The 18,667-nt window shown below is 70.6% G+C and carries 19 protein-coding genes; 13 read left to right on the forward strand and 6 right to left on the reverse strand.

The genetic code is table 11. The annotated features are described in order from the left end of the window. Positions 1-43 precede the first annotated feature (43 nt). Positions 44-2,443: a PGF-CTERM sorting domain-containing protein gene (locus D1409_RS09560; RefSeq protein WP_123536465.1), complete on the reverse strand. Its 2,400-nt coding sequence runs from the start codon at positions 2,441-2,443 to the stop codon at positions 44-46. Between the two features lie 197 nt (positions 2,444-2,640). Then, positions 2,641-3,171, reverse strand: a complete 531-nt coding sequence (locus D1409_RS09565) for a hypothetical protein (RefSeq protein ID WP_123536467.1) — start codon at positions 3,169-3,171, stop codon at positions 2,641-2,643. Between the two features lie 75 nt (positions 3,172-3,246). On the opposite strand from D1409_RS09565, the gene D1409_RS09570 reads away from it, so the two are divergent. The 9 genes from D1409_RS09570 to D1409_RS09610 all read left to right on the forward strand — a co-directional run bounded on the left by D1409_RS09570 (position 3,247) and on the right by D1409_RS09610 (position 11,474). Beyond that, a complete protein-coding gene (locus D1409_RS09570) occupies positions 3,247-4,335 on the forward strand; it encodes an ATP-binding protein (protein WP_123536469.1) in 1,089 nt (362 codons plus the stop codon). 122 nt (positions 4,336-4,457) lie between these two features. Then, positions 4,458-5,156, forward strand: a complete 699-nt coding sequence (locus D1409_RS09575; protein ID WP_123536471.1) for a DUF7310 family coiled-coil domain-containing protein — start codon at positions 4,458-4,460, stop codon at positions 5,154-5,156. Further along, on the forward strand, positions 5,153-5,620 hold the full coding sequence (locus tag D1409_RS09580) for a DUF7311 family protein (RefSeq protein ID WP_123536473.1): 468 nt from the start codon (positions 5,153-5,155) through the stop codon (positions 5,618-5,620). Before D1409_RS09575 ends, D1409_RS09580 begins: the two co-directional genes overlap by 4 nt. 71 nt (positions 5,621-5,691) lie before the next feature. Continuing rightward, positions 5,692-7,626: a type II/IV secretion system ATPase subunit gene (locus D1409_RS09585; protein ID WP_123536475.1), complete on the forward strand. Its 1,935-nt coding sequence runs from the start codon at positions 5,692-5,694 to the stop codon at positions 7,624-7,626. Positions 7,627-7,628: 2 nt separating this feature from the next. After that, positions 7,629-9,365, forward strand: a complete 1,737-nt coding sequence (locus D1409_RS09590; protein ID WP_123536477.1) for a secretion system protein — start codon at positions 7,629-7,631, stop codon at positions 9,363-9,365. A 162-nt stretch (positions 9,366-9,527) separates the two neighbouring features. Further along, on the forward strand, positions 9,528-10,055 hold the full coding sequence (locus D1409_RS09595; RefSeq protein WP_123536479.1) for a DUF7283 family protein: 528 nt from the start codon (positions 9,528-9,530) through the stop codon (positions 10,053-10,055). Continuing rightward, a complete protein-coding gene (locus D1409_RS09600; RefSeq protein ID WP_123536481.1) occupies positions 10,033-10,566 on the forward strand; it encodes a DUF7285 family protein in 534 nt (177 codons plus the stop codon). The genes D1409_RS09595 and D1409_RS09600 overlap by 23 nt, the downstream gene beginning before the upstream one ends. Positions 10,567-10,636: 70 nt before the next feature. Next, positions 10,637-10,993 (forward strand): hypothetical protein, encoded by a 357-nt coding sequence (locus D1409_RS09605; RefSeq protein ID WP_123536483.1) that lies wholly within the window; start codon positions 10,637-10,639, stop codon positions 10,991-10,993. Between the two features lie 121 nt (positions 10,994-11,114). Next, a complete protein-coding gene (locus D1409_RS09610) occupies positions 11,115-11,474 on the forward strand; it encodes a cell division protein SepF (RefSeq protein ID WP_123536485.1) in 360 nt (119 codons plus the stop codon). Positions 11,475-11,874: 400 nt separating this feature from the next. Here D1409_RS09610 and D1409_RS09615 read toward each other — a convergent pair whose 3' ends face one another. Both D1409_RS09615 and D1409_RS09620 read right to left on the reverse strand, forming a co-directional pair. Continuing rightward, a complete protein-coding gene (locus D1409_RS09615) occupies positions 11,875-12,267 on the reverse strand; it encodes a DUF5611 family protein (protein ID WP_123536487.1) in 393 nt (130 codons plus the stop codon). Between the two features lie 102 nt (positions 12,268-12,369). Next, entirely contained in the window at positions 12,370-13,434 is a 1,065-nt protein-coding gene (locus D1409_RS09620) for a DUF7093 family protein (RefSeq protein ID WP_123536489.1), read from the reverse strand. Positions 13,435-13,568: 134 nt separating this feature from the next. Here D1409_RS09620 and D1409_RS09625 point away from each other — a divergent pair, with 134 nt between their 5' ends. Continuing rightward, the gene (locus tag D1409_RS09625; protein ID WP_123536491.1) at positions 13,569-13,859 is read left to right on the forward strand and encodes a DUF6432 family protein; all 291 of its coding nucleotides are present in this window, start codon (positions 13,569-13,571) and stop codon (positions 13,857-13,859) included. 49 nt (positions 13,860-13,908) lie between these two features. On the opposite strand, the gene D1409_RS09630 is transcribed toward D1409_RS09625, so the two are convergent. Together D1409_RS09630 and D1409_RS09635 are read right to left on the reverse strand one after the other, a co-directional pair. Then, complete coding sequence (locus D1409_RS09630; RefSeq protein WP_235853537.1) at positions 13,909-14,406, reverse strand: hypothetical protein; 498 nt, start codon at positions 14,404-14,406, stop codon at positions 13,909-13,911. 2 nt (positions 14,407-14,408) lie between these two features. Further along, positions 14,409-15,626: an MBL fold metallo-hydrolase gene (locus tag D1409_RS09635; protein WP_123536493.1), complete on the reverse strand. Its 1,218-nt coding sequence runs from the start codon at positions 15,624-15,626 to the stop codon at positions 14,409-14,411. A 318-nt stretch (positions 15,627-15,944) separates the two neighbouring features. Here D1409_RS09635 and D1409_RS09640 point away from each other — a divergent pair, with 318 nt between their 5' ends. The 3 genes from D1409_RS09640 to D1409_RS09650 all read left to right on the forward strand — a co-directional run bounded on the left by D1409_RS09640 (position 15,945) and on the right by D1409_RS09650 (position 18,592). Then, a complete protein-coding gene (locus tag D1409_RS09640) occupies positions 15,945-16,271 on the forward strand; it encodes a hypothetical protein (protein WP_123536495.1) in 327 nt (108 codons plus the stop codon). Positions 16,272-16,511: 240 nt separating this feature from the next. Next, positions 16,512-17,153: a thiamine phosphate synthase gene (gene thiE, locus D1409_RS09645; protein WP_123536497.1), complete on the forward strand. Its 642-nt coding sequence runs from the start codon at positions 16,512-16,514 to the stop codon at positions 17,151-17,153. A gap of 86 nt (positions 17,154-17,239) precedes the next feature. Next, positions 17,240-18,592, forward strand: coding sequence for an MFS transporter (locus tag D1409_RS09650; RefSeq protein WP_123536499.1), 1,353 nt, complete (start codon positions 17,240-17,242; stop codon positions 18,590-18,592). The last annotated feature ends 75 nt before the right edge of the window (positions 18,593-18,667 follow it).

Genomic DNA, 18,667 nt, shown 5'->3' on the forward strand with positions numbered 1-18,667 from the left:
CCGACCCAGTTCGGTTTGTCAGTTCGATCATCGTCTCGTTTGCTTACTGCCGTCCGCTCCGAGATCGCGTCCGCGCGAGCAGTGCGACCAGCGCGACCAGCGCGGCCACGACGCCGAACCCGGGCCCGTCGCCGCTGGTCGTCTCCGCACCGCCGTCGTCGCCGCTCGATTCGTCGTCACCGTCGCCGTCCGCGTCGCCGTTCTCCGGGTCATCGCCCGCGTCGCCGCCGGATTCGGCGGTCGCCGTCGACTCCTGCGTCGGCACGTCGACGGTCGTGCCGCCGGTCCACTCGGCGTCGCCGGCACGCACGGCGTGCTCGATCGACTCGCTGTCTTCGGGGGCCGTCGCTTCGAACGAGACCGTCGTGCCGTCGGCCGGCACCTCGACGGTCTGTGAGCCGGCGGAACTGCCGCCGACGCTGTAGGTCACGTCCGTGGTAATCGGGAGCCCACCGGAGTTCGCCAGCGTCGCCGTGACCTCGTAACTCTCACCCGCGCCGACCGAGTCGGGCACGGACACGCTCTCGACGGACACGCTCCCCATCTCGGCGACAGTGAGCGTCCCGGCGCTCGTCCCGTCGACGGCGAGGTCGTACTCGCCGACGCTCTCGGCGGTGTAGTCGAAGGTCACCGTCGTGCCGTCCGCGGGCACGACGACGTCTCTCGTCGCGACGGTCTCACCGCCGGCGGTCAGTTCGACCGTGTGCCCGGCGGCGGCGTCGCCGGCGTTCTCCAGCGTCGCCTCGACGGTCGTCGCGTCGCCGAGCGCGAGCAGGCGCTCGGACATCGTCGCCGAGGCCACGCTCGTCTCGGGTTCCTCCACGACGGTCAGTTCGCCGAGGTCGGTGCCGTTGATCGCGACGGGGTACGTCCCCGTCGCGGACGCGGAGTAGTTGATCTGGACCGTTCGCGTGCTGTGCCCCGGGACGGTGACGGTCCGAGTCGCTTCGACCGTGCCGTCGACCGAGAGCACGACGTCGAACTGTCCGTCGGCACCGCCGTCGTTGGTGAGCGCTACGTCGACCGGTGCGGCGGTTTCAGAACCGACCCGGTCGTAACGCAACGCCGAGTCGTCGATCGAAACGTCCGGCGGCGTCACGACCGAGACGGCGCCGCTCGCGGACCGACCAGCGACGGTCGCCGTCACCTCGGCCGTGCCCGTGCCCGTGGTGTCGAACCGCCCCGCGTCGAGCGACAGGAACGACTGGTTCGTGCCGTACTCCGCCGTCTGCGTCGCCGTGACGGTCCGACCGTCGGCGAGCGTCAGCGACACCGTCGCCGTCGCGGGTCGATCGGTGATCACCTGATCCGGGGCCGACAGCGAGACGCCGTCGACCTCGGAGCGGAGGACGGGGTACTCGTCGGTGGCGGTCCACACGAGACCGAACTCGAGTGCGGCCATGTTCGACCCGGCGTTCGTACCGGACATCTCGGCCGTCGTCAGTCCCGTTCCGACCGAATCCCCCGCTCCCGTACCCGCACGCTGGCCGCTCGACTCCTCGTCCCAGTAGAGGTCGGCGGCCCGGCCCTGATTGGATCCGACGACACCGCCCGCCGACGAACCGCCGTTCACGTCGCCCGCCGCGTACGACCCGCTCACGTCGCCGCCGTCGATCGTCCCGACCAGCCCGCCCACGGAGTTCGACCCGTCGACGGACCCGGTCGCGTACGAACGCACGACCGCGCTCTCTCGAGAGGCGACGCCGACCAGTCCGCCGACGCTCTGACCGCCCGAGACGGCCCCCGTCGCGGACGTCACGTCGACGGCTCCCCCGGTGACGAAGCCAGCGAGGCCGCCGACCTTGTCCGCGCCGCTAACCGCGACGGCGGCGTGACTGCGGCTGAGACTCGAATCCTGCCCTCGCACGAGCCCCACGAGCCCCCCGACGTTGTTGTCCTCGGCAGAAACTCGTCCGGTGACCGTGACGCCGGTTATCTCCGTGTCCCGCGTGACACCGGCTACACCGCCGGTCGCACGCCCGCCCCGGACGTCGATATCTCCGAGTTCGACGTGTTCGACGGTGGCCTGATCGGTGATGGAGAACAGCCCGACGACGTTCGTCGTCGGACGGTCTATCGTCAGTCCGGTGATCGTGTGATTCCGACCGTCGAAGCTCCCGGTAAACGCCGCATCGGCGGTGCTCCCACCGACCGGGTCGAACCCGCTACCGCGGTTCCAGTCGGCGGTCTCACTCGCGTCGACGTCGTTCACGAGCACGTAGTGAGCGGTCCGGTCCTCGTCCATCGCCTGCAGTTCCGTCGCGTTCGTGATCTCGTAGGGGTCGTCCTGCGTGCCGCTACCGGCCAGATCGTCGAGGACCGCCGCGTCGCGGTCGGGCGAGTCGAGCGCCGCCGCGGGGGCCGCGAAGCCGACACACAGTGACGCCGTTGCCAGAACGGCAAACAGTATCGACGGTGTTCGCTCGGTCGGTTCGAGTGTCATGAGTGAAAGAGTGTGCTGCATTCTATCGGTCGTCGGCCGTTGCCAGTCTCTCGTGCCGTCGGGGTGGTAGCGATCGCAACCGCGGAGGGCCGTGGCACGACGGGCCGGGCGTCACCTGCGTCTTCGACGACACCGCGCGGAACGCTGGCCGAACTCCGTGCGGACGATACACCGGCTCTGTGGACCGCATGTCGCACTCACCGGGTCACGACGAGCTCGGGGTTCGGTTTCTCGTCCTTGTAGTTCCCGTCCCCGTTGAACACGATGTCGAACGTGAGCGTCCCCTTGTCCTGGTCGGATCGGAAGTTGACCGCCGGTCTGTCGCTGGTCGACGACCCGCAACTGGTACTGGGGTCGTCGACGTCACAGGCGGACCCGATCTTCAGTTTCCCGTCGTCGGAGGTCGGCGAGGCGGACCCCCCGGTACGCATCTGGAGCGGCCCGTTCTCGAGTGTGAGCGTCCCGGACTCCATCAGGACTCGCGCGTTTCGGACCGGGTCACCTTCCTCCGTGACGACGGTGATCTCGATGTCACTGCCGCCGGAATCTGCGATACCGCCGGAGCGGATCTCGACGGTGACCTCCTGCTGTGAGTTGAACCCCAGGTCGCCGATCATCTGCATCATGATGGCGAGACTCGCCACACCCACCACGAGGGCGATGACGAGCCGTATGGGGAGTCCTTCGATGGCCCGTTCGTCCTGCGACAGCGTCGTTGTGCGCCGCATGCCGGTCTTGGTCCCGTCCTCGTATTTAAACCTTGAACCGAAGTTACAAGTGCGGGGGAGCGAGTATCGACTCGCGTGACATTCGTCATCGGACGGGGGAAGGTGGTCGAGGCCGACGACGACGCGCCGGCGGGTCATCTGGGGAGCTATCGGGCGCGGGACGGCTCCAGCGGCGCGCCGCTGCACCTCGACCTCGACGGCCCGCACGCCGTGCTGATCGTCGGGAAGCGGGGGTACGGGAAGTCCTACACGCTGGGGGTCGTCGCCGAGGCGCTCTCGCGGGCCCACGGCGTCGCGCCGGTCATCGCAGACCCGATGGGCGTGTTTCCCACGCTCGGCGAGGCCTCCGAGGGCGACCCCGTGCCCGCCGAGGTGATCGACGACCCCGAGATCACCGCGACGACGCTCGACCCGCGGTCGTGGTGTGCGCTGCTGGACCTCTCGCCGGAGAGCGGCGCGGGCGGTCTCGTCTGGCAGGCCGCACAGGACGAGGCCACGCTCGCGGACATGCGCGCGAACATCGAGGCGACCGAGGCGCCCGGCGTCGACAAGCGCGCGGCGATCAACCACCTGAATCTCGCCGACTCGTGGGGCATCTTCGACTCCGACGGGCTGGACGCCCGGGAGCTCGGCGGCGGCGAGGTGACCGTCGTGGACGTGTCGGGACTGGATTCGGCGCCGATGAACGCCGTCGTCCGGGGCATCGGCGAGGCGCTGTATCGCGCTCGGGTCGACGGCGAGATCAAGCGGCTCCCCTGGTACATGATCGACGAGGCCCACACCTTCTTCCAGGGCGTCGGCGAGGCCGCGCTGGAGACGATCCTCACCCGTGGGCGCGCCCCCGGGGTGAGCCTCGTGCTGGCGACCCAGCGGCCCAGCGCCGTCTCGGAGGTGGCCGTCTCCCAGTCCGACGTCGTCGTCTCCCACCGGCTGACCTCGGAGGCGGACCTCGACGCGCTGGAGGCCGCACAGCCGACGTACATGCAGACCTCGCTGGCCGAGCGCCTGCCCACGAGCCCCGGCGAGGTCATCGTCATCGACGACGCGACCGAGACGGTCCACTCGGCGAACGTCCGCCAGCGGGAGACGCCACACGGCGGGGACAGCCCCAACGCCAGCGACGTGGACGTGGAGCCAGACCAGCCGCTCTCCCCGGACGACTGAGCGAGCGCCGGCGGGCGGCCGCCACCCCGCAGGCGGGATCAGGTGGTCCGAACCCCACGTTCACGGTGCGAACGGCGGCCACGGCGTTGTGGTTTAAATACGATGAGGTGGGCAAGAGGGGTATGACCGACATCGAGCGCCTGGACGAGCGGCTGACGGCGGTCGAGCGGGCGGTCGTCGACGGCGACTACGAGCTCGACGAGCTCGCGGACCTCGCGGCGGTCGCCGACGACCTGGACCGGCTCGAGTCCCGCCTCGACGACGTCGAGGAGCGTCTCGCGACCGTCGAGGCGCGCTCGCAGTCAGTGGAGGGGTTCGTCGGGCAGGTCCGCTCCGTCAACGAGGACGTGGAGAAACGGGCGGACGCGGCCATCGCGGCCGTCGACCGCCTGGAGCGCCGCGTCGGCGAACTCGAAGCGCTCACCGAGGGCCCGGCCCGCGGCGGGCGGGGCGACGACCGTCACCGGTCGGCCGGGGGCGGTCACGGGCGCGCCGGACCGGAGAACCCCGAGCGGTCCGTCGACCGGGTCGTCACCGGCGGCGACCAGGGACGGGGACGGGACGCCGGCGGAGCGAACGGCCAGGGCCGCGGCGCGGGCGCGGGCGCCGGCAACGGGGCCGGAACGGGAGCGGGTGGCCGTGGCGGGGCCGGCCGTCGCGCTGGAACCGGCGGAGCCGGCGGCCGCGCCGGGACTGCGAACGGCAGCGGCCGCGCCGACACCGACGGGGACGCCGATCAGGAGATGCTGTCCGACACGTTCGACCGCGACGACGACGACGGCGACGGTATCCTGACCGCGATCCGTTCGAAACTGCCGTGATCCGCGTCCTCCTTGCAGTCGTCCTGACCGTCGTGCTGCTCGGGATCGCGTTGCCGGCGATCGACCACGCGGCCGGCGCCAACAGCGACGGGCGTGTCGGGAGTATCGCCAGTCAGTTCGAACAGACCGCAGTCGAACTCGACGAGCGGGAAGACCTTCCCCCGAGAGGCGTGCAGGGTCCCCAACGGGTCCTGGAGGTGGAGTTCCCGACCCCGTCGCTCACGGCGACTTCGGTCCTGAAGTTCCAGATCGAGTACTTCCCAGACGAGAGACACAGTATCATCACCTACCGCGTGGGAGGGCGTCCCGAGCGGACCCACCACGTCGACGCACCGGTCGTCAACGCCGACGGCGGGACGCTGAAGCTGGGGCGGATCACCGGACATCAGGAGTTTATCCTCCGGCTCGAACGGGAGCGCGGGACGGGCGACTCGATCATCCGGGTCCACCGGGTCGGCGGGTGACCCGGTCACGTCGGCGAGACGCTCGCTCCCGCGTGTAGAAGTTTAAGACCGAACACGCGGCCACTCCCGGCATGGCAAAGGGTACGTTCTCTCTGGGGTCGGTCCTCGGCGCGGTCGGGCTCGACGGTCTGGCCGGCGAGGGGCCGGACCAGACGGACGACGGTCCCTGTACCTGCGATCTGACCATCGAGGAGGGGACGCTGCTGGTCGACGCCTCGGCGTGTGACGGCGACGGCGACCTGCGGGCGTCGCCGGCGTGTCGGGCGACGGTCGTCCGCCAACTCGCCGACCACACCGTCGGCGGGCTGGTCGTCCGGTCGAGCGGGCTGGAGTACCGCTACGGCGACCGCGCGCTCGACCTGCTCGGGACCGCCGGCCGGTTCGTCGACCTGCTGGGCGAGCGCGACGAGCGCCTCGCCGGGGCCGCCGCGACCGACCCGCTCTCGGTCGCCGAGGAGGTTGAGACGCGCGTCGGCCCGGTCGCCGACATCGCGACGCAGGCGGGGCTGGTCGGCGCGGCGGCCGACGTCGAGGACTACGACGCGGCGCTGGCCCCGACCGTCGGCCTGACCGTCGGTCACTACTTCGTCGACCGGGCCGTCGACGACGGCGCACGGCTGCGGGACGTGAGGGAACTGCCGACCGGCAGCACGGCACGTATCTACGGCCGCGAGGACTCCGTCCCCCTGTACTCGCTGGACGTGGTCGACGTGAGCCTCTCGGTCGACCAGCGCGAACTCCTGCTGAAGGGGTACGAGGCCATCGCGAAGGGGTTAGTCGAGGGCGACCGTCGGGCCTCGCGGGCCGTCGAGTACGTCAGCGACGGCGAGGTCGACCCGATCCTGACGTCGATCCTCGGGAAGCACACGCAGGGGTACGGCGTGCTGGAGGACCTGTTCGCGGACCCGCGGGTGACAGACGTGTACGCCACCTCGCCGGTCGGGTCGAACCCGATCCGGGTCGAGGTCGACGGGCAGGCGATGACGACGAACGTCCACCTCACCGAGGACGGCGGCGGGGCGCTGGCCTCACGCATCCGCCGGACGAGCGGACGGGCGTTCTCGCGGGCGACGCCGACCGTCGACGCGACGGCCGACCTGCAGAACGGGACCGGCCTCCGCGTGGCCGGGGTGACCGACCCCGTCGCGGAGGGGGTGGCCTTCGCCTTCCGCGAGCAGGCCGAGGACACGTTCACGCTGCCGGAACTCGTCAGGAACGGGACGATGCCCGCCGAGGCCGCGGGCTTCCTCTCGGTCGCCATCGAGCGCAACGCCGCCGCGCTCGTCGCCGGCACCCGCGGCGCCGGGAAGACGACCCTGCTGGGGACGCTCCTCTACGAGGTCACGCCCGACACGCGGACGGTCGTCATCGAGGACACGCCCGAACTGCCGGTCGACCAGCTCCAGCAGTGCGACCGCGACGTGCAACCCCTTCGAACGGGCACCGGCGACGGCCCGGAGATCAGCGCAGCCGACGCGCTCCGGACGGCGCTCCGACTCGGCGACGGGGCGCTCGTCGTCGGCGAGATCCGCGGCGAAGAGGCGCGTGTCCTCTACGAGGCGATGCGGGTCGGCGCGAACGCCAACGCGGTGCTCGGAACGATCCACGGCGACGGCGCCGAAGAGGTGTACGAACGGGTCGTTTCCGACCTCGAGGTCCCCGCCTCCTCGTTCGGCGCGACCGACCTCGTGGTGACGGTCCAGGCCTACCGCACTCCGACGGGCCGCAAGCGCCGCCTCTCCGCTATCGAGGAGGTCATCGTCGGGGAAGACGGGATCCGCTTTGCCCCCCTCTACGAGATCGGGGACGACGTCGCCCGCTCGACCGACCGGATCGACCGCGGGGAGAGCCGCTTTCTCGACCGCCTCACCGGGCCGGCGGAGTCGTACGCGGACGTGCGAGCGGCGGTCAAGGAGCGCGGCGACCGGATCGCGACGATCGCGGACGACGGGAAGACGTCGCCGACGGAGGTCGCCGCGGCATACGCCGGACGGGGCGTCGAGTGACCATGGGCTGGAAGGCCGGGCTCGTCCGCGCGCTCGCGCGTCTCTACCCCTACGAGGTCGAGACGAGCGACGAACTCGTCGACGCCGTGGCGTTCGTCGAGTCGCCGTTCACGCCGGAGACAGTCGTCCAGGCCGGATACGGCGCGGGCGTGGTCGCGGCGGTCCTGACGACCGTCGTGACGTTCGCTATCGGTCAGCCGCTGTTCGCTCTTCTGGCCGTCCCCGTCGGTATCGGGGTGGTTCACGGCGCTCACACGTCGCCGACGATCCTCGCCGGCTTCCGCCGGACGGAGGCGCTGGGCGACACACCGAACCTGGTCGGTCGGGCCGTCCTGCGGATGCAGATCCAGCCGGCGACGGAGACGGCCGTCGAGTTCGCGGCCGAGACCGGCCACGGACCGCTCGCGGCGAGTCTGCAGAGCCACATCGACCGGTCGATCGGCTCGCCCCAGACGGGGCTGGTCTCGTTCGCCGAGGACTGGGCCGAGGACTTCCCGGCGCTCCGGCGAGCGGCCCACCTGCTGGCGACGGCCGAGGACGCGCCCCCCGACGAGCGCGAGCGGACGCTCGAACGGTCGCTGACGGCGGTCCTCAACGGGACGCGCGAGGAGATGGCCGAGTTCACCAGCGAGATCCGCGGGCCGACCACCGGCCTCTACGCGTTCGGCGTCATGCTCCCGCTCGCGCTCGTCGCGCTCGTGCCGGCCATCGGCCTCGCCGGCGGGTCGGACGGCGGGTTCTACCTCCCGATCGAGTTCTTCGTGCTCGTCTACGACGTGGCGCTCCCGGCCGGACTCGTCGCGGCGAGCGTCTGGCTGCTCCAGCGGCGACCGGTCGCGTTCCCGCCGCCGGCGGTCGGTCTCTCCCACCCCGACGTCCCGGACCGCCGCATCGAGGCGATGGGCGGCGGACTGGCCATCGGCCTCGTCGCCGCGGCCACGATGATGCTCATCGACCACGGGTTCCTCGCTCCGATCGCGGGCGTCGGACTGGGCCTCGGGACGGCCCTGCTCACGTACTTCGCCCCGATAAAGGCGGTCCGCGAGCACGTCAGGGCAGTGGAGGAACACCTCACCGACGCGCTGTTTCTCGTCGGTCGGCAGGTCGCGGAGGGGCAGGCCGTCGAGTCGGCCATCGGCCACGCCGGCGAGCGCGTCCCCGCCGAGACCGGCGAGGTGTTCGCACACGCCGCCGGCCTGCAGGAGCGCCTACACGTTACCGTCGACGAGGCCTTCTTCGGCGAGTACGGCTCGCTCACCGACGTTCCCAGCCCGCGCGCACACGGGATGGCGTCGCTCCTGTCGATCGCCGCCCACGAGGGGCGGCCGGCGGGGAGCGCGGTCGTGTCGATGGCCAACCACCTGGAGGAACTCCAGGAAGTCGAGGCCGAGGCCAAGCGAGAGCTCTCGGCGGTGACGGGGACGCTCGACAGCACGGCGGCGTACTTCGGGCCGCTGGTCGCCGGCGCGACCGTCGCGCTGGCCAAGACCATCGAGGACAGTTCGGGCACCGCCGCGGCCAGCGACCAGGTCGGACAGGCGCTGGCGGCCGACCAGTTGAGCCTCGTCGTCGGCGGCTACGTCCTCATGATGTCTGTCATCCTCACCACGCTCTCGATCGGACTGCGACACGGGCTCGACCGGTCGCTCGTCGGCTATCACGTCGGCCGGTCGCTCGTCTCCTCGACCCCCATCTACGTCGTCGCCGTCGTCGTCACGCAACTGACGATAGGCTCCTGAACGCCCCCGGCGTCCCGCCGGCCGTGTCCGCCGCCCCACCGACCCCGCCGCCCCGCCGGCCGTGTCCGCCGTCCCACCGACCCCGCCGCCCCGCCGGCCGTGTCCGCCGCCCCACCCGTCCTCGCGTGTTCGTTTAAATACGATGACGGGACCAAGGGGAGTATGGAACTGGAGTCGCCGGCAGACGCGTGGTACGTGTGGTTCGGCGTCGCGCTGGTGAGTCTGGCGTTCGTGGGGGTCGTCGCCTCCTTCCCGTCGGAGCCGGCGCCGGACACGCCAGCGGTGGCAAACGCCATCGACCGGACGACCGCGAGCGGCTACAACGCCACCGCGGAGTACGAGCACACAGCCGACCGCTGGTACGTCGCCAACAAGACCATCGTCATGAAAAACGACGGCGGCACGACCCGCGCGACCCTCTCCTACGCCCGGGTGGTGCCGGTCTGGGCCGACAGGTCGGGCGACGACCTCGAGAAGATACTCCACGGGGAACCGATCTCCCACCAGTACAGCGGGGGGGTCGGGTGGACAGCCAAAGAGGAGTTCCGGAACGACATGACTTCGGCGTCCGACTTCGCGGAGAACAGCGTCGACGACCCCGACGTGCCGAAGTGGCGCGTCGCGGACGGACGGCTGGTCGTGAGACACGTCAAGTGGGGTGAGTACCGTGCGACGCTCGTCGACGCGTGACGGCGGCCAGACGGAGCCGCTCGCGGCGCTGATCGCCGTCGCCGCGATGGCCATCGGCCTGAGCATCTACGCGGGCTACGTCACCGACACGCTCCCGGGGACGAGCCAGCGTGACGTGGCCGAGTCGGCCATCGACGACGTGTGGAACAAAGTCGAGGACGCCGGCGTGTACGATGCGAGCACGGGACTCGACGGGCTGTACGACTCCTCGGACCCGTCGGGACTGCCGCAGGGATACTACGTCTACATCAACATCACACGCACCGAGGCCGGGGATAGCGAGAAACAGGCGCTGTTCGAATACGACGACCCGAGCGGCGGGGACGTGCCGCGTCACGTCGTCTACGGACCGCAGGGAGATCCGAATCATCCCAACGTCCTCAGCGAGGTCGAAGACCCCGATCTGGGCGTTCCCGACGGCGCGAGTACGGCGAGCCGTCCGATCCCGATCCAGCGCGGGCACGGCGACGTGGTCGCAGGCCGACTCAACGTCGCAGCGTGGGAACAGTGACCGGAAACGCCGTGGCCGAACCGAACCCGACCGAAACCCGTACCCGTTCGCGACGCGACAGTCTCACTCGATGACCGGACCGTTCGCGGCGGACTCGATCGTAGTGGGGCTGGAGACGGGGCGACCCGAGCGCTATCTCCGGTTCGAGCCCGACGGGCTCGACGGGGACCGGTGGCTCCACCGCGCGGACGAGTTCGACGAGACCCTCGACCGCGAGGCCGTCGTCGACCGGTACGCGCTGCCCGAGGCGGAGACGTATCGCGTCTCGGTCGTCGAGGTGCCCGACGGCGAGTCGCTTCGCATGGGGTCGGTCGCGGCGATGCACGGCCGCGGTGGGGGCGGCGACCTGGTGACGCTGACTATCCGCGAGTCCGTCCCCGACGACTGGGTGGTCGAGGAGACGACGCTGGACGACCTGCTCGCGTGACACCGGAGGCCGCTCCAGCGGTGTGCGCGGCGGACGGGTCGTCGAGCGTCGCCCGCGAATGTCCGCGCGGCGAGGAGTGTCTGACGTAAAATACAAACGGACAGCGACCGGGAGAGGTTGTATGGGACTTATGAGCAAGATCCTCGGGGAATCAGGCGGAAGTCGGCAGAAGGAAGACTACATCGAGATCGAGAGCGACGGCGTCGACACCGCCGCGGCCGGGGCGTCGAAGCAGGTTCGGATCGCGAAGATTGGCGACAAGCAGGACGTCATCGACATCAAGGACGCCGTCTACGACGGCGACGTGGTGATCGCGGACATCACGCGTCACACGACCCAGGACCGGACGATGGAACACATCACGGACGAACTCAAGCAGGTCGCCAACGAGGTCGGCGGCGACATCGCCCAGAAGGGCGACGACCAGCTCATCATCACGCCCCACGGCGTCGCGATCAACCGCGACCCGCTGGGCCAGTAAGCGACCCGCCGCTCCACCGCCTTCATCCGCCGACCGAGAGGGGAGCCGTCGCACCCTCCACCGCCTTCATCCGCCGACCGAGAGGGGAGCCGTCGCACCCTCCACCGCCGCGACCGCACGGGTGTTCGGGGGACGCTCCGCGGTCGCGCGAAGACGACTCCGTCTCCTCGCTTCCCAGAAAACATTTACCGGAACCGCCGGATACCGATGGTGACCGCCTCCCGCGAGAGGTGGTACCGGACAGGAACTGTGGACGGCCCTACCCATGACCACAGTTCCGGCGGTTCGGCCGGGATACTTCGTGTGCGCCTCCAGGAAGGCGACGTGTGGTACTACGTGTCAAACGTATTTATGTCTGCCGCGAACACTGTTCGACCGACTGTCGGGGTCGAGAAGAGCGTCAGACTTCGTCGGCTTCGTCGGGACTGTCCTCGACGGAGCGTTTCATCGAGTCGCGACGGCTCTTGGCGTCGCGCCCGGTCGCCTCGAGCAGGAAGTCGTTCTTCGCGTCGACCGCGTCCGCGGCGGCGTCGGCGTCCCCCTCGGCGATGACTTCCTCAGCGGGTCGCTCCACGAAGTCGACTGCGAGTTTGTCTTTCTTGCCGCTGTACTCGACCGTCCCGGCGATGATGCGTTCGAACACCGGGTTGTCCGGGTCCTCGACCACGTACAGGTCGCTCCCCTTGAACTCCTCGGTGCCGGAGATGGTTCCGAAGTAGTCCTCGACGGTCGCCTCCATATCTTCGATGCGATCTTCGAGGTGTTCGCCCCGGCGCATCTTGTACTCCCGCATGGGCGACCCTTTGCAAGCCCCGTTCTTACCTTTTTCGAGGACGCCGAGCCAGCGGCCCGGCCCGGTCACCGCTCGCAGTCGGCTCGACGTCGGCGCTCGGCGTCACTCCTCGGCAGTCGCGGTGTCTTCGGGCTGGAGGAGAGTCCCGCGGTGACACTCCGGGCAGAAGTCGCCCGCCCGGAGCGACGAGGAGTCGGCCTCGGTCGTGAACCCGCACTCGGCGCACTTGAACATCCCCTCGGGGACGGTGATCGAGTGGGACTCGCTCCCGTCGAGCGAGGGGCCGCTGGCTCGCGAGTCCGCCGGTTCGTCGCGTTTGGTCTCCTCGGGCCAGTCACCCATCGGGGACGCACCGGCCGAGGGCTCCTCCTCTTCGGGCCACGCGCCGGCCGCGTCGCCGCTCGCATCCGCCGACTCCTCCGAGTCGGGCGTTCCGGCGTCGTCCGCGGACGCCGCACCGGCGTCGACACCGAGGTCCGTGTGGGCATCGGGGTCGGCGCCGACGGCCGACTCGTCCGACTCGTCGGCGCCGGCGTCGTCGTCGCTATCGCCCAGAATCTCGACCTCGGCCGTCTCGCCGGCCCGTTCGGCGGGGTCCGAGGGCTCGTCCGGCCACTCGCCGGGCTCGCGGTCGTCGTCGGCTCCTTCGTCGGGGTCCTCGGCCGGAGCGTCGGTCGGTTCGTCGGACTCCGCGGAGTCGTCGGCCGGCGGTTCGTCGTCGCTCTCGTCGTCGCCGATGATGACGGCGTCGTCCCCCTCCGACGACGTGTCGGCGTCCGCCTCGACCGGCGAGTCGGATTCGGCGTCGGGGATGGTCGTCTCGCCGCCCCGGGCTTCGGCCTGTGCCGTCGACTCCGTGTCGGTGTCGTCGAGGATGACGGCGTCGGTCGCATCGCTCGGGTCGACGGGTTCGTCCGCGTCGTCGTCGGCGTCCCCCTCGTCGGCCTCGGACTCCTCGACGGTCGCCTCGAACTCGTCGCCGTCGTCGTCGGGCGTCTCGAGCGTCGTGACTTCCTTGTTCTCGGAGACGACGCGCGTCTCGCCGCAGCGAGAACAGGTCTCCATCTCGGTGATGGTGATGACGACTTCGGTCCCCTCCTCTTCGCGCTCCCGTTCGACGGTCGTCTCGCCGAAGCTGTGTCCCAGGAGCGAACACTTGATACTCATTGCCACATGTTCGACGCCTCCGAACAATAAGCGTGCTGTTTGTCCGAACACCGAGCAGTCGGGCGGTCCGGAGGCGGGCACGCGAGACCGTCACGAGGGATAAGCGTAAGACCCAGCCTACCGAAGGAAGAGGTATGAGGGCGAAACCGGAGTACCGCGACCGCGACGAGGTCGAGGTCGCGGTCCTCGACGCGCTGGCCGACCGGCGCGAGGAGGGGATGACCGTCTTCGAACTCCGGTCGCGCGTCGAGGTCGACATCGACGCGCTCGAGGACGCGCTGGCCGACCTGAAGTCCGACGGCCTCATCGAAGCCACCGAGGAGGACCGCCGGACCGTCATCGTCCCCGAGGAGGGCGTCATCGGCCCGGTCGACCCCGGCGACGATTCGTTCATCGGACAGATCCGCGAACGGCTCCCCTTCTGAGCGTGCCCCGCCGGGCGAGCGTCGCCCCCCGACACGCCGAACCGCAGTTCTACGTCTCGAACGAGACCGACACCGCGTCCGCGACTCCCTCCGTCCGCACGTACCGCAGCGGGTCGCGCTCCACACGAAACGCGCGGAGGACGACGACCAGACGGCCGTCGGGCGTCGACCCGCGCAGGACGGGCCCGCGACTCGTGACCGCGACGTACGGCGGCGCTGCCACCGGATCGGCCGCCAGCTCGAGCCCCGCCGCGTCGACCGCCGTCTCCAGTACCGCGGGCAGCCGGTCGAGGACGCCCGCGTCGGCGAGTTCGCGTTCGAGCGCGGCCGCGAGCGCCCGGCCGTCGGTGAGCGGTGCGTCCCCGGTGTCGGCGGTGGCAATCTCCTCGTCGGCTGCGACCGCCTCGGCCGCCGCCGCGACGGCGTCGAACACGTCCGCGTGTTCGTCGCGGAGTCGCTCGTGAACGGCGCGCTCGTCGACCGAGTTGGCGGGGCGACCCGCCGGCGAAGCGTCGGTGCGCCCGTCCGCAGGGTCGCGGTCGGTCACGGTCAGTCGTCGGCCGGCGCGGCCGCGCAGTTGTTCGGTCCCAGTTCCAGTTCGAACGCGTCCGCGTCGGCCGCCGACTCGCGGCCGAGGTTGATCGCCACGATCCGCTCGTGGTTGGCCGGTCGCGGCGGCGTCCGATCGGTGAGGTGGTCGACGAACGCGGCCTCGTCCATCCCGAAGACGGGCAGGTCCCGACACTCGCCGAGCGACGCTCGGACGGCCCCCTCCTCGTCGGGTCGCGCGCCCTCGGCGTGGTGGCCCGGTGCGACGACCGTCTCGTCCGGGAATCGCGCGAACCGCTCGGTGAGCGTGCGATAGAGTTCGCGGGCGAACTCCGGCGCGTCCGCGGTCCGTTCGAGGTCCGGCCGGGCCACGCCGTCGGTGAACAGGCTGTCGCCGGTCAGGAGCGCGTCACCGATCGCGAACGCCGTCATCCCGGTCGTGTGGCCGGGCGCGCTGACGGCTTCGAGCGACAGGTCGCCGACCCGGAGTTCCTCGCCGTCGGCGACCGTCTCCACGTCGTACGCGACGCCGCGCTCGACCGCCGCCGCGGGCATCACGGCCGTCGCGTCGCTGGCCTCGGCCACCGCGCGCAGGCCACTGACGTGGTCGGCGTGGACGTGCGTGTCGACGACGTACTCGACCTCGGCACCGTGCTCGTGAGCGTCGGCGACGTAGCGGTCGGCGAACGCCCGGAGCGGGTCGACGACCGCCGCGTCGTCGCCCGAGACGACCAGGTAGCCGAGACACCCGCTGGAGGGGCGGCGGTACTGGACGAGCGACGCGTCGCCGTCGGGGACTGCGCCGCCACCGGGGACAGCACCCTCGATCTCGGTGGCGAGCAGGATGCGCGCCCACGCCTCCATCCCGCCGGCGAGGTTGCGGGCGTCGTGTCCGGCGTCCGCCAGCCCCGACGCCACCTCGGCGCTGGCCTCCCCGCGCGCGCAGACCACCGTGATCGGCCCGTCCCCCTCGAGGTCGGCGACGAACCCGTCCACGTCGTCGGTCACCGTCGCCTGGACGAACCGGTTGTACGGCTTCTGCGTGAGCGAGACGGCGGGGCCGGCGAGGCGCCACTGCTCGACCTCGTCGCGGTTCCGCAGGTCGAGCACTCGCACCGGGTCGCCGACGTCGATGCGCCGCTGGAGCGCCGCCGGATCGACGCTGGGCGTCTCTCGGTCTCCGGCAGTATCGCCCTCGGTGGACGTGTCGTCGGTCATACCTTCCCGTAGCGGCGCCGGCGAGAAAAGCGCGCGGTCGTTCGCGCCGGCGAACTCGCCCCTGCGACAGCAGGCACACCGGATTACCCGCTTGCGGGAGACAGTGCGGCTAGAATGGCTCTGACGGAGACGGGATCCGGTATCGGTCGCCCGAGCGGCGAACGCCGCGTCCCCCTCGAGACCGGTCACGAACCGGCGGCGGTGTGAGCGGTGCTCCGACGAGTGCCGACAGATGGCCGGCGCACGAGCGCCGGGTCGACGAGAACGCCCGTTTCTCGTCGGCGAACAGCACCCCCGTCGCGATAGCTCCTCGGACAGATGTGCCCAGACGACACTTCCACGAGCACGGATAAGATCGAAGACCGACTCGAGCAGGTAGGACGGTACTCCCGGTTCGTCAAGGCCGGTCTCGGGGTGATCGTCGGTGCGTTCCTCCTCGCAACCCTCACTCTGCTGCCCGAGAATCTCGACTCCGTCCCGGCCGCAGTCGACGCGGTTCTCATGCCGCTGATCTTCGTCGGGATGGGGCTGTTGTTGTTCGGTATCGGGATGCACCTCCATCTCATGCACCTGAACCTGATCAGACAGCTACGGCAGAGCCGAGAGTCGGAGTCGGAGCCCTCCGAAGGCGAGCACGACCCGTGAGAGTCCCCCCGGTAGCGGGCGTTCGCCCGAACGCCGGAAGCGCGTCGGCTTCCGACCCCTCGTTCGCTAGTGCTCACTTCGTGGAGGCGGCGAGCGCGACCCGCGGCCGGAGCGACGGTTTAGCGGTGTTTCACCCGGCTTCCGCCCGTGGGTCCGCAGGCGCGCCGGGCGCGCAGCGGAACTCCGGGCGAGAAAAGATGGTTCGAAAGTAACACATCGGTCGGCGCCCTGTGTTCGTCAATGTCCGACTGGGACGTCTATCTCGTCACACAGGAGAGCCTCTCTGCGGATCGAACGACGCTGGAGGTCGCCGAGGCGGCGCTCGACGGCGGCGTCGACGTGGTGCAGTTGCGGGAGAAAGACCGGAGCGCTCGCGAGCGCTATCACCTCGGGCGGAAACTCCGGAAACGCACCCGCGAGGCAGGGGCGACCTTCGTCGTCAACGACCGCGTCGACCTCGCACGGGCCGTCGGCGCCGACGGCGTACACCTCGGTGACGACGACCTCCCGATCGCGGTCGCCCGGGACCAGCTCGGCGAGGACGCCCTGATCGGCCGCTCGGTCTCGTTCGTCGACGACGCCCGCCGTGCCGAGAAGGCCGGCGCCGACTACCTCGGCGTCGGCGCCGTCTACGCCACCGGATCGAAGGACGACATCGACGACGACGAACACGAGATCGGTCCCGAACGCGTCGGCGAGATAGCCGAGGCCGTCGACGTCCCGGTCGTCGGTATCGGCGGGGTCACCGCCGACACCGCCGGCCCAGTGGTCGAGGCGGGCGCGGACGGCGTCGCCGTCGTCACCGAGATCACGCGCGCGGACGACCCCGAGACCGCCGCTCGCGACCTCGGGAGCGCCGTCTCGCGAGCGCGCGAGGACTAAGGGTCGTTTCCAGTCCGGCCCGGTATCGAGGTCGGACGGTGACGGGCAACCCTAGTTATTCCACCTGACGCGCCCAACGGTGGCGCGTGCAGGACCCACGCGCGGTCGTCAGTTCCGTCACCGGTCGACAGCGGGCGCTGTTCGCCGTCCTCGCGATCGTGTTCATCGACCTGCTGGGGTTCGGGATCGTCATCCCGATCCTCCCGTTCTACGTGCGGAGCTTCGGCGCGAGCGACGTGGTGTACGGCCTCCTCGCGGCCTCCTACTCGTTCATGCAGTTCGTCTTCGCGCCGCTGCTCGGACAGCTCTCGGACTCGCGGGGCCGCCGACCGGTGCTCATGCTCTCGCTGGCCGGGAACGCGGTCGCATGGACGGTGTTCGGCCTCGGCGGCGAGGTCGGGACCGTCGCCGGGACGACCGCCGCGCTCGGGACGCTGTTCGCCGCGCGGATGCTCGCCGGCGCGATGGGCGGCAACATCGCCACCGCGCAGGCCTACATCGCCGACGTGACGCCGTCCGACCGCCGCGCCGGCGCGCTCGGGCTCGTCGGCGCGGCCTTCGGCCTCGGCTTCGTGTTCGGCCCCGCGCTCGGGTCGGTGCTGGCGAGCGACGGCGTCGTCGCCGGCGCGACCGCGCTCTTCCCCGACTTCGTGCCGGCGACGCGCTTCTCGCTCCCGAGTTTCGGCGCCGCCCTGCTGAGTCTCGTCGCGTTCGCCGCGACGTGGGCGTTCCTGCCCGAACCCGAGCGCCACGCGGGGCCGGCCCGGCGCCCGCGAGTCATCGGCCAGTTCGTCGACGCGTTCCGCGACGCGACCCTGCGTCCGCTCGTCCTGGCCTTCCTGATCGCCTCCGTCGCGTTCTCGGGCATCCAGATCGCCTTCATCCCGTACGTCGCCGACATCTACGGCTTCGACGCCTCGCAGGCCGGCCTCCTGTTGACCTACGTCGGCGCGCTCGCCGTGATAAACCAGGGAGTCGTCGTCGGTCGGTTGGCGCGGACGGTCCCGGCGAGACGGCTCGCGGTCGCCGGGGCCGCGCTGCTCGTCGTCGCGCTGGGAACGTTCCCCTTCTCGCCGGAGATCGGACGTGCGCTCCTCGGAGAGAGCGCGATACTCGGGTTCGGACCGCGGATTATCGCCCTCCTGGGCGCGCTGACGCTCCTCTCGCTCGGCAACAGCCTGCTGACCGTCGCGCTGACGACGCTCGTCTCGCTGGCGGCCAGCGCCGAGACGCAGGGGAGCGCCTTCGGCGTCACACAGGGCGCGGGCAGTCTCGGTCGGACCGTCGGCCCGCCGATAATGACCGCTCTCTACGCGCTCGTCGTCTACTGGTCGCCGTTCGTCCTCGGCGCGGCCCTGACGGTCGTGATCGTTGTCCTCCTGACCGCGACGCAGGTCGCCGAGATGCCCACCGCAGACCCCACCGAGACGGCCGAGTGAGGGGGCGTTCGAGCGCGGCCGTCCCCGTACGTCCACGACTAGTTGGGCGACGCGTTTGAGTGGATCGCGGCCGAC

This window comes from Halosimplex salinum (genome assembly GCF_003730195.1).
Taxonomy (GTDB): domain Archaea; phylum Halobacteriota; class Halobacteria; order Halobacteriales; family Haloarculaceae; genus Halosimplex; species Halosimplex salinum.

Excerpts from the sequence above, each read along its gene's own strand:
- D1409_RS09595 (WP_123536479.1), top strand. The coding sequence starts at position 9,528 with ATGGAACTGGAGTCGCCGGCAGACGCGTGGTACGTGTGGTTCGGCGTC.
- D1409_RS09575 (WP_123536471.1), top strand. The coding sequence starts at position 4,458 with ATGACCGACATCGAGCGCCTGGACGAGCGGCTGACGGCGGTCGAGCGG.
- thiE (WP_123536497.1), top strand. The coding sequence starts at position 16,512 with ATGTCCGACTGGGACGTCTATCTCGTCACACAGGAGAGCCTCTCTGCG.
- D1409_RS09620 (WP_123536489.1), bottom strand. The coding sequence starts at position 13,434 with ATGAGTATCAAGTGTTCGCTCCTGGGACACAGCTTCGGCGAGACGACC.
- D1409_RS09615 (WP_123536487.1), bottom strand. The coding sequence starts at position 12,267 with ATGCGGGAGTACAAGATGCGCCGGGGCGAACACCTCGAAGATCGCATC.
- D1409_RS09590 (WP_123536477.1), top strand. The coding sequence starts at position 7,629 with ATGGGCTGGAAGGCCGGGCTCGTCCGCGCGCTCGCGCGTCTCTACCCC.
- D1409_RS09610 (WP_123536485.1), top strand. The coding sequence starts at position 11,115 with ATGGGACTTATGAGCAAGATCCTCGGGGAATCAGGCGGAAGTCGGCAG.
- D1409_RS09640 (WP_123536495.1), top strand. The coding sequence starts at position 15,945 with ATGTGCCCAGACGACACTTCCACGAGCACGGATAAGATCGAAGACCGA.
- D1409_RS09565 (WP_123536467.1), bottom strand. The coding sequence starts at position 3,171 with ATGCGGCGCACAACGACGCTGTCGCAGGACGAACGGGCCATCGAAGGA.
- D1409_RS09560 (WP_123536465.1), bottom strand. The coding sequence starts at position 2,443 with ATGACACTCGAACCGACCGAGCGAACACCGTCGATACTGTTTGCCGTT.
- D1409_RS09585 (WP_123536475.1), top strand. The coding sequence starts at position 5,692 with ATGGCAAAGGGTACGTTCTCTCTGGGGTCGGTCCTCGGCGCGGTCGGG.
- D1409_RS09635 (WP_123536493.1), bottom strand. The coding sequence starts at position 15,626 with ATGACCGACGACACGTCCACCGAGGGCGATACTGCCGGAGACCGAGAG.
- D1409_RS09625 (WP_123536491.1), top strand. The coding sequence starts at position 13,569 with ATGAGGGCGAAACCGGAGTACCGCGACCGCGACGAGGTCGAGGTCGCG.
- D1409_RS09605 (WP_123536483.1), top strand. The coding sequence starts at position 10,637 with ATGACCGGACCGTTCGCGGCGGACTCGATCGTAGTGGGGCTGGAGACG.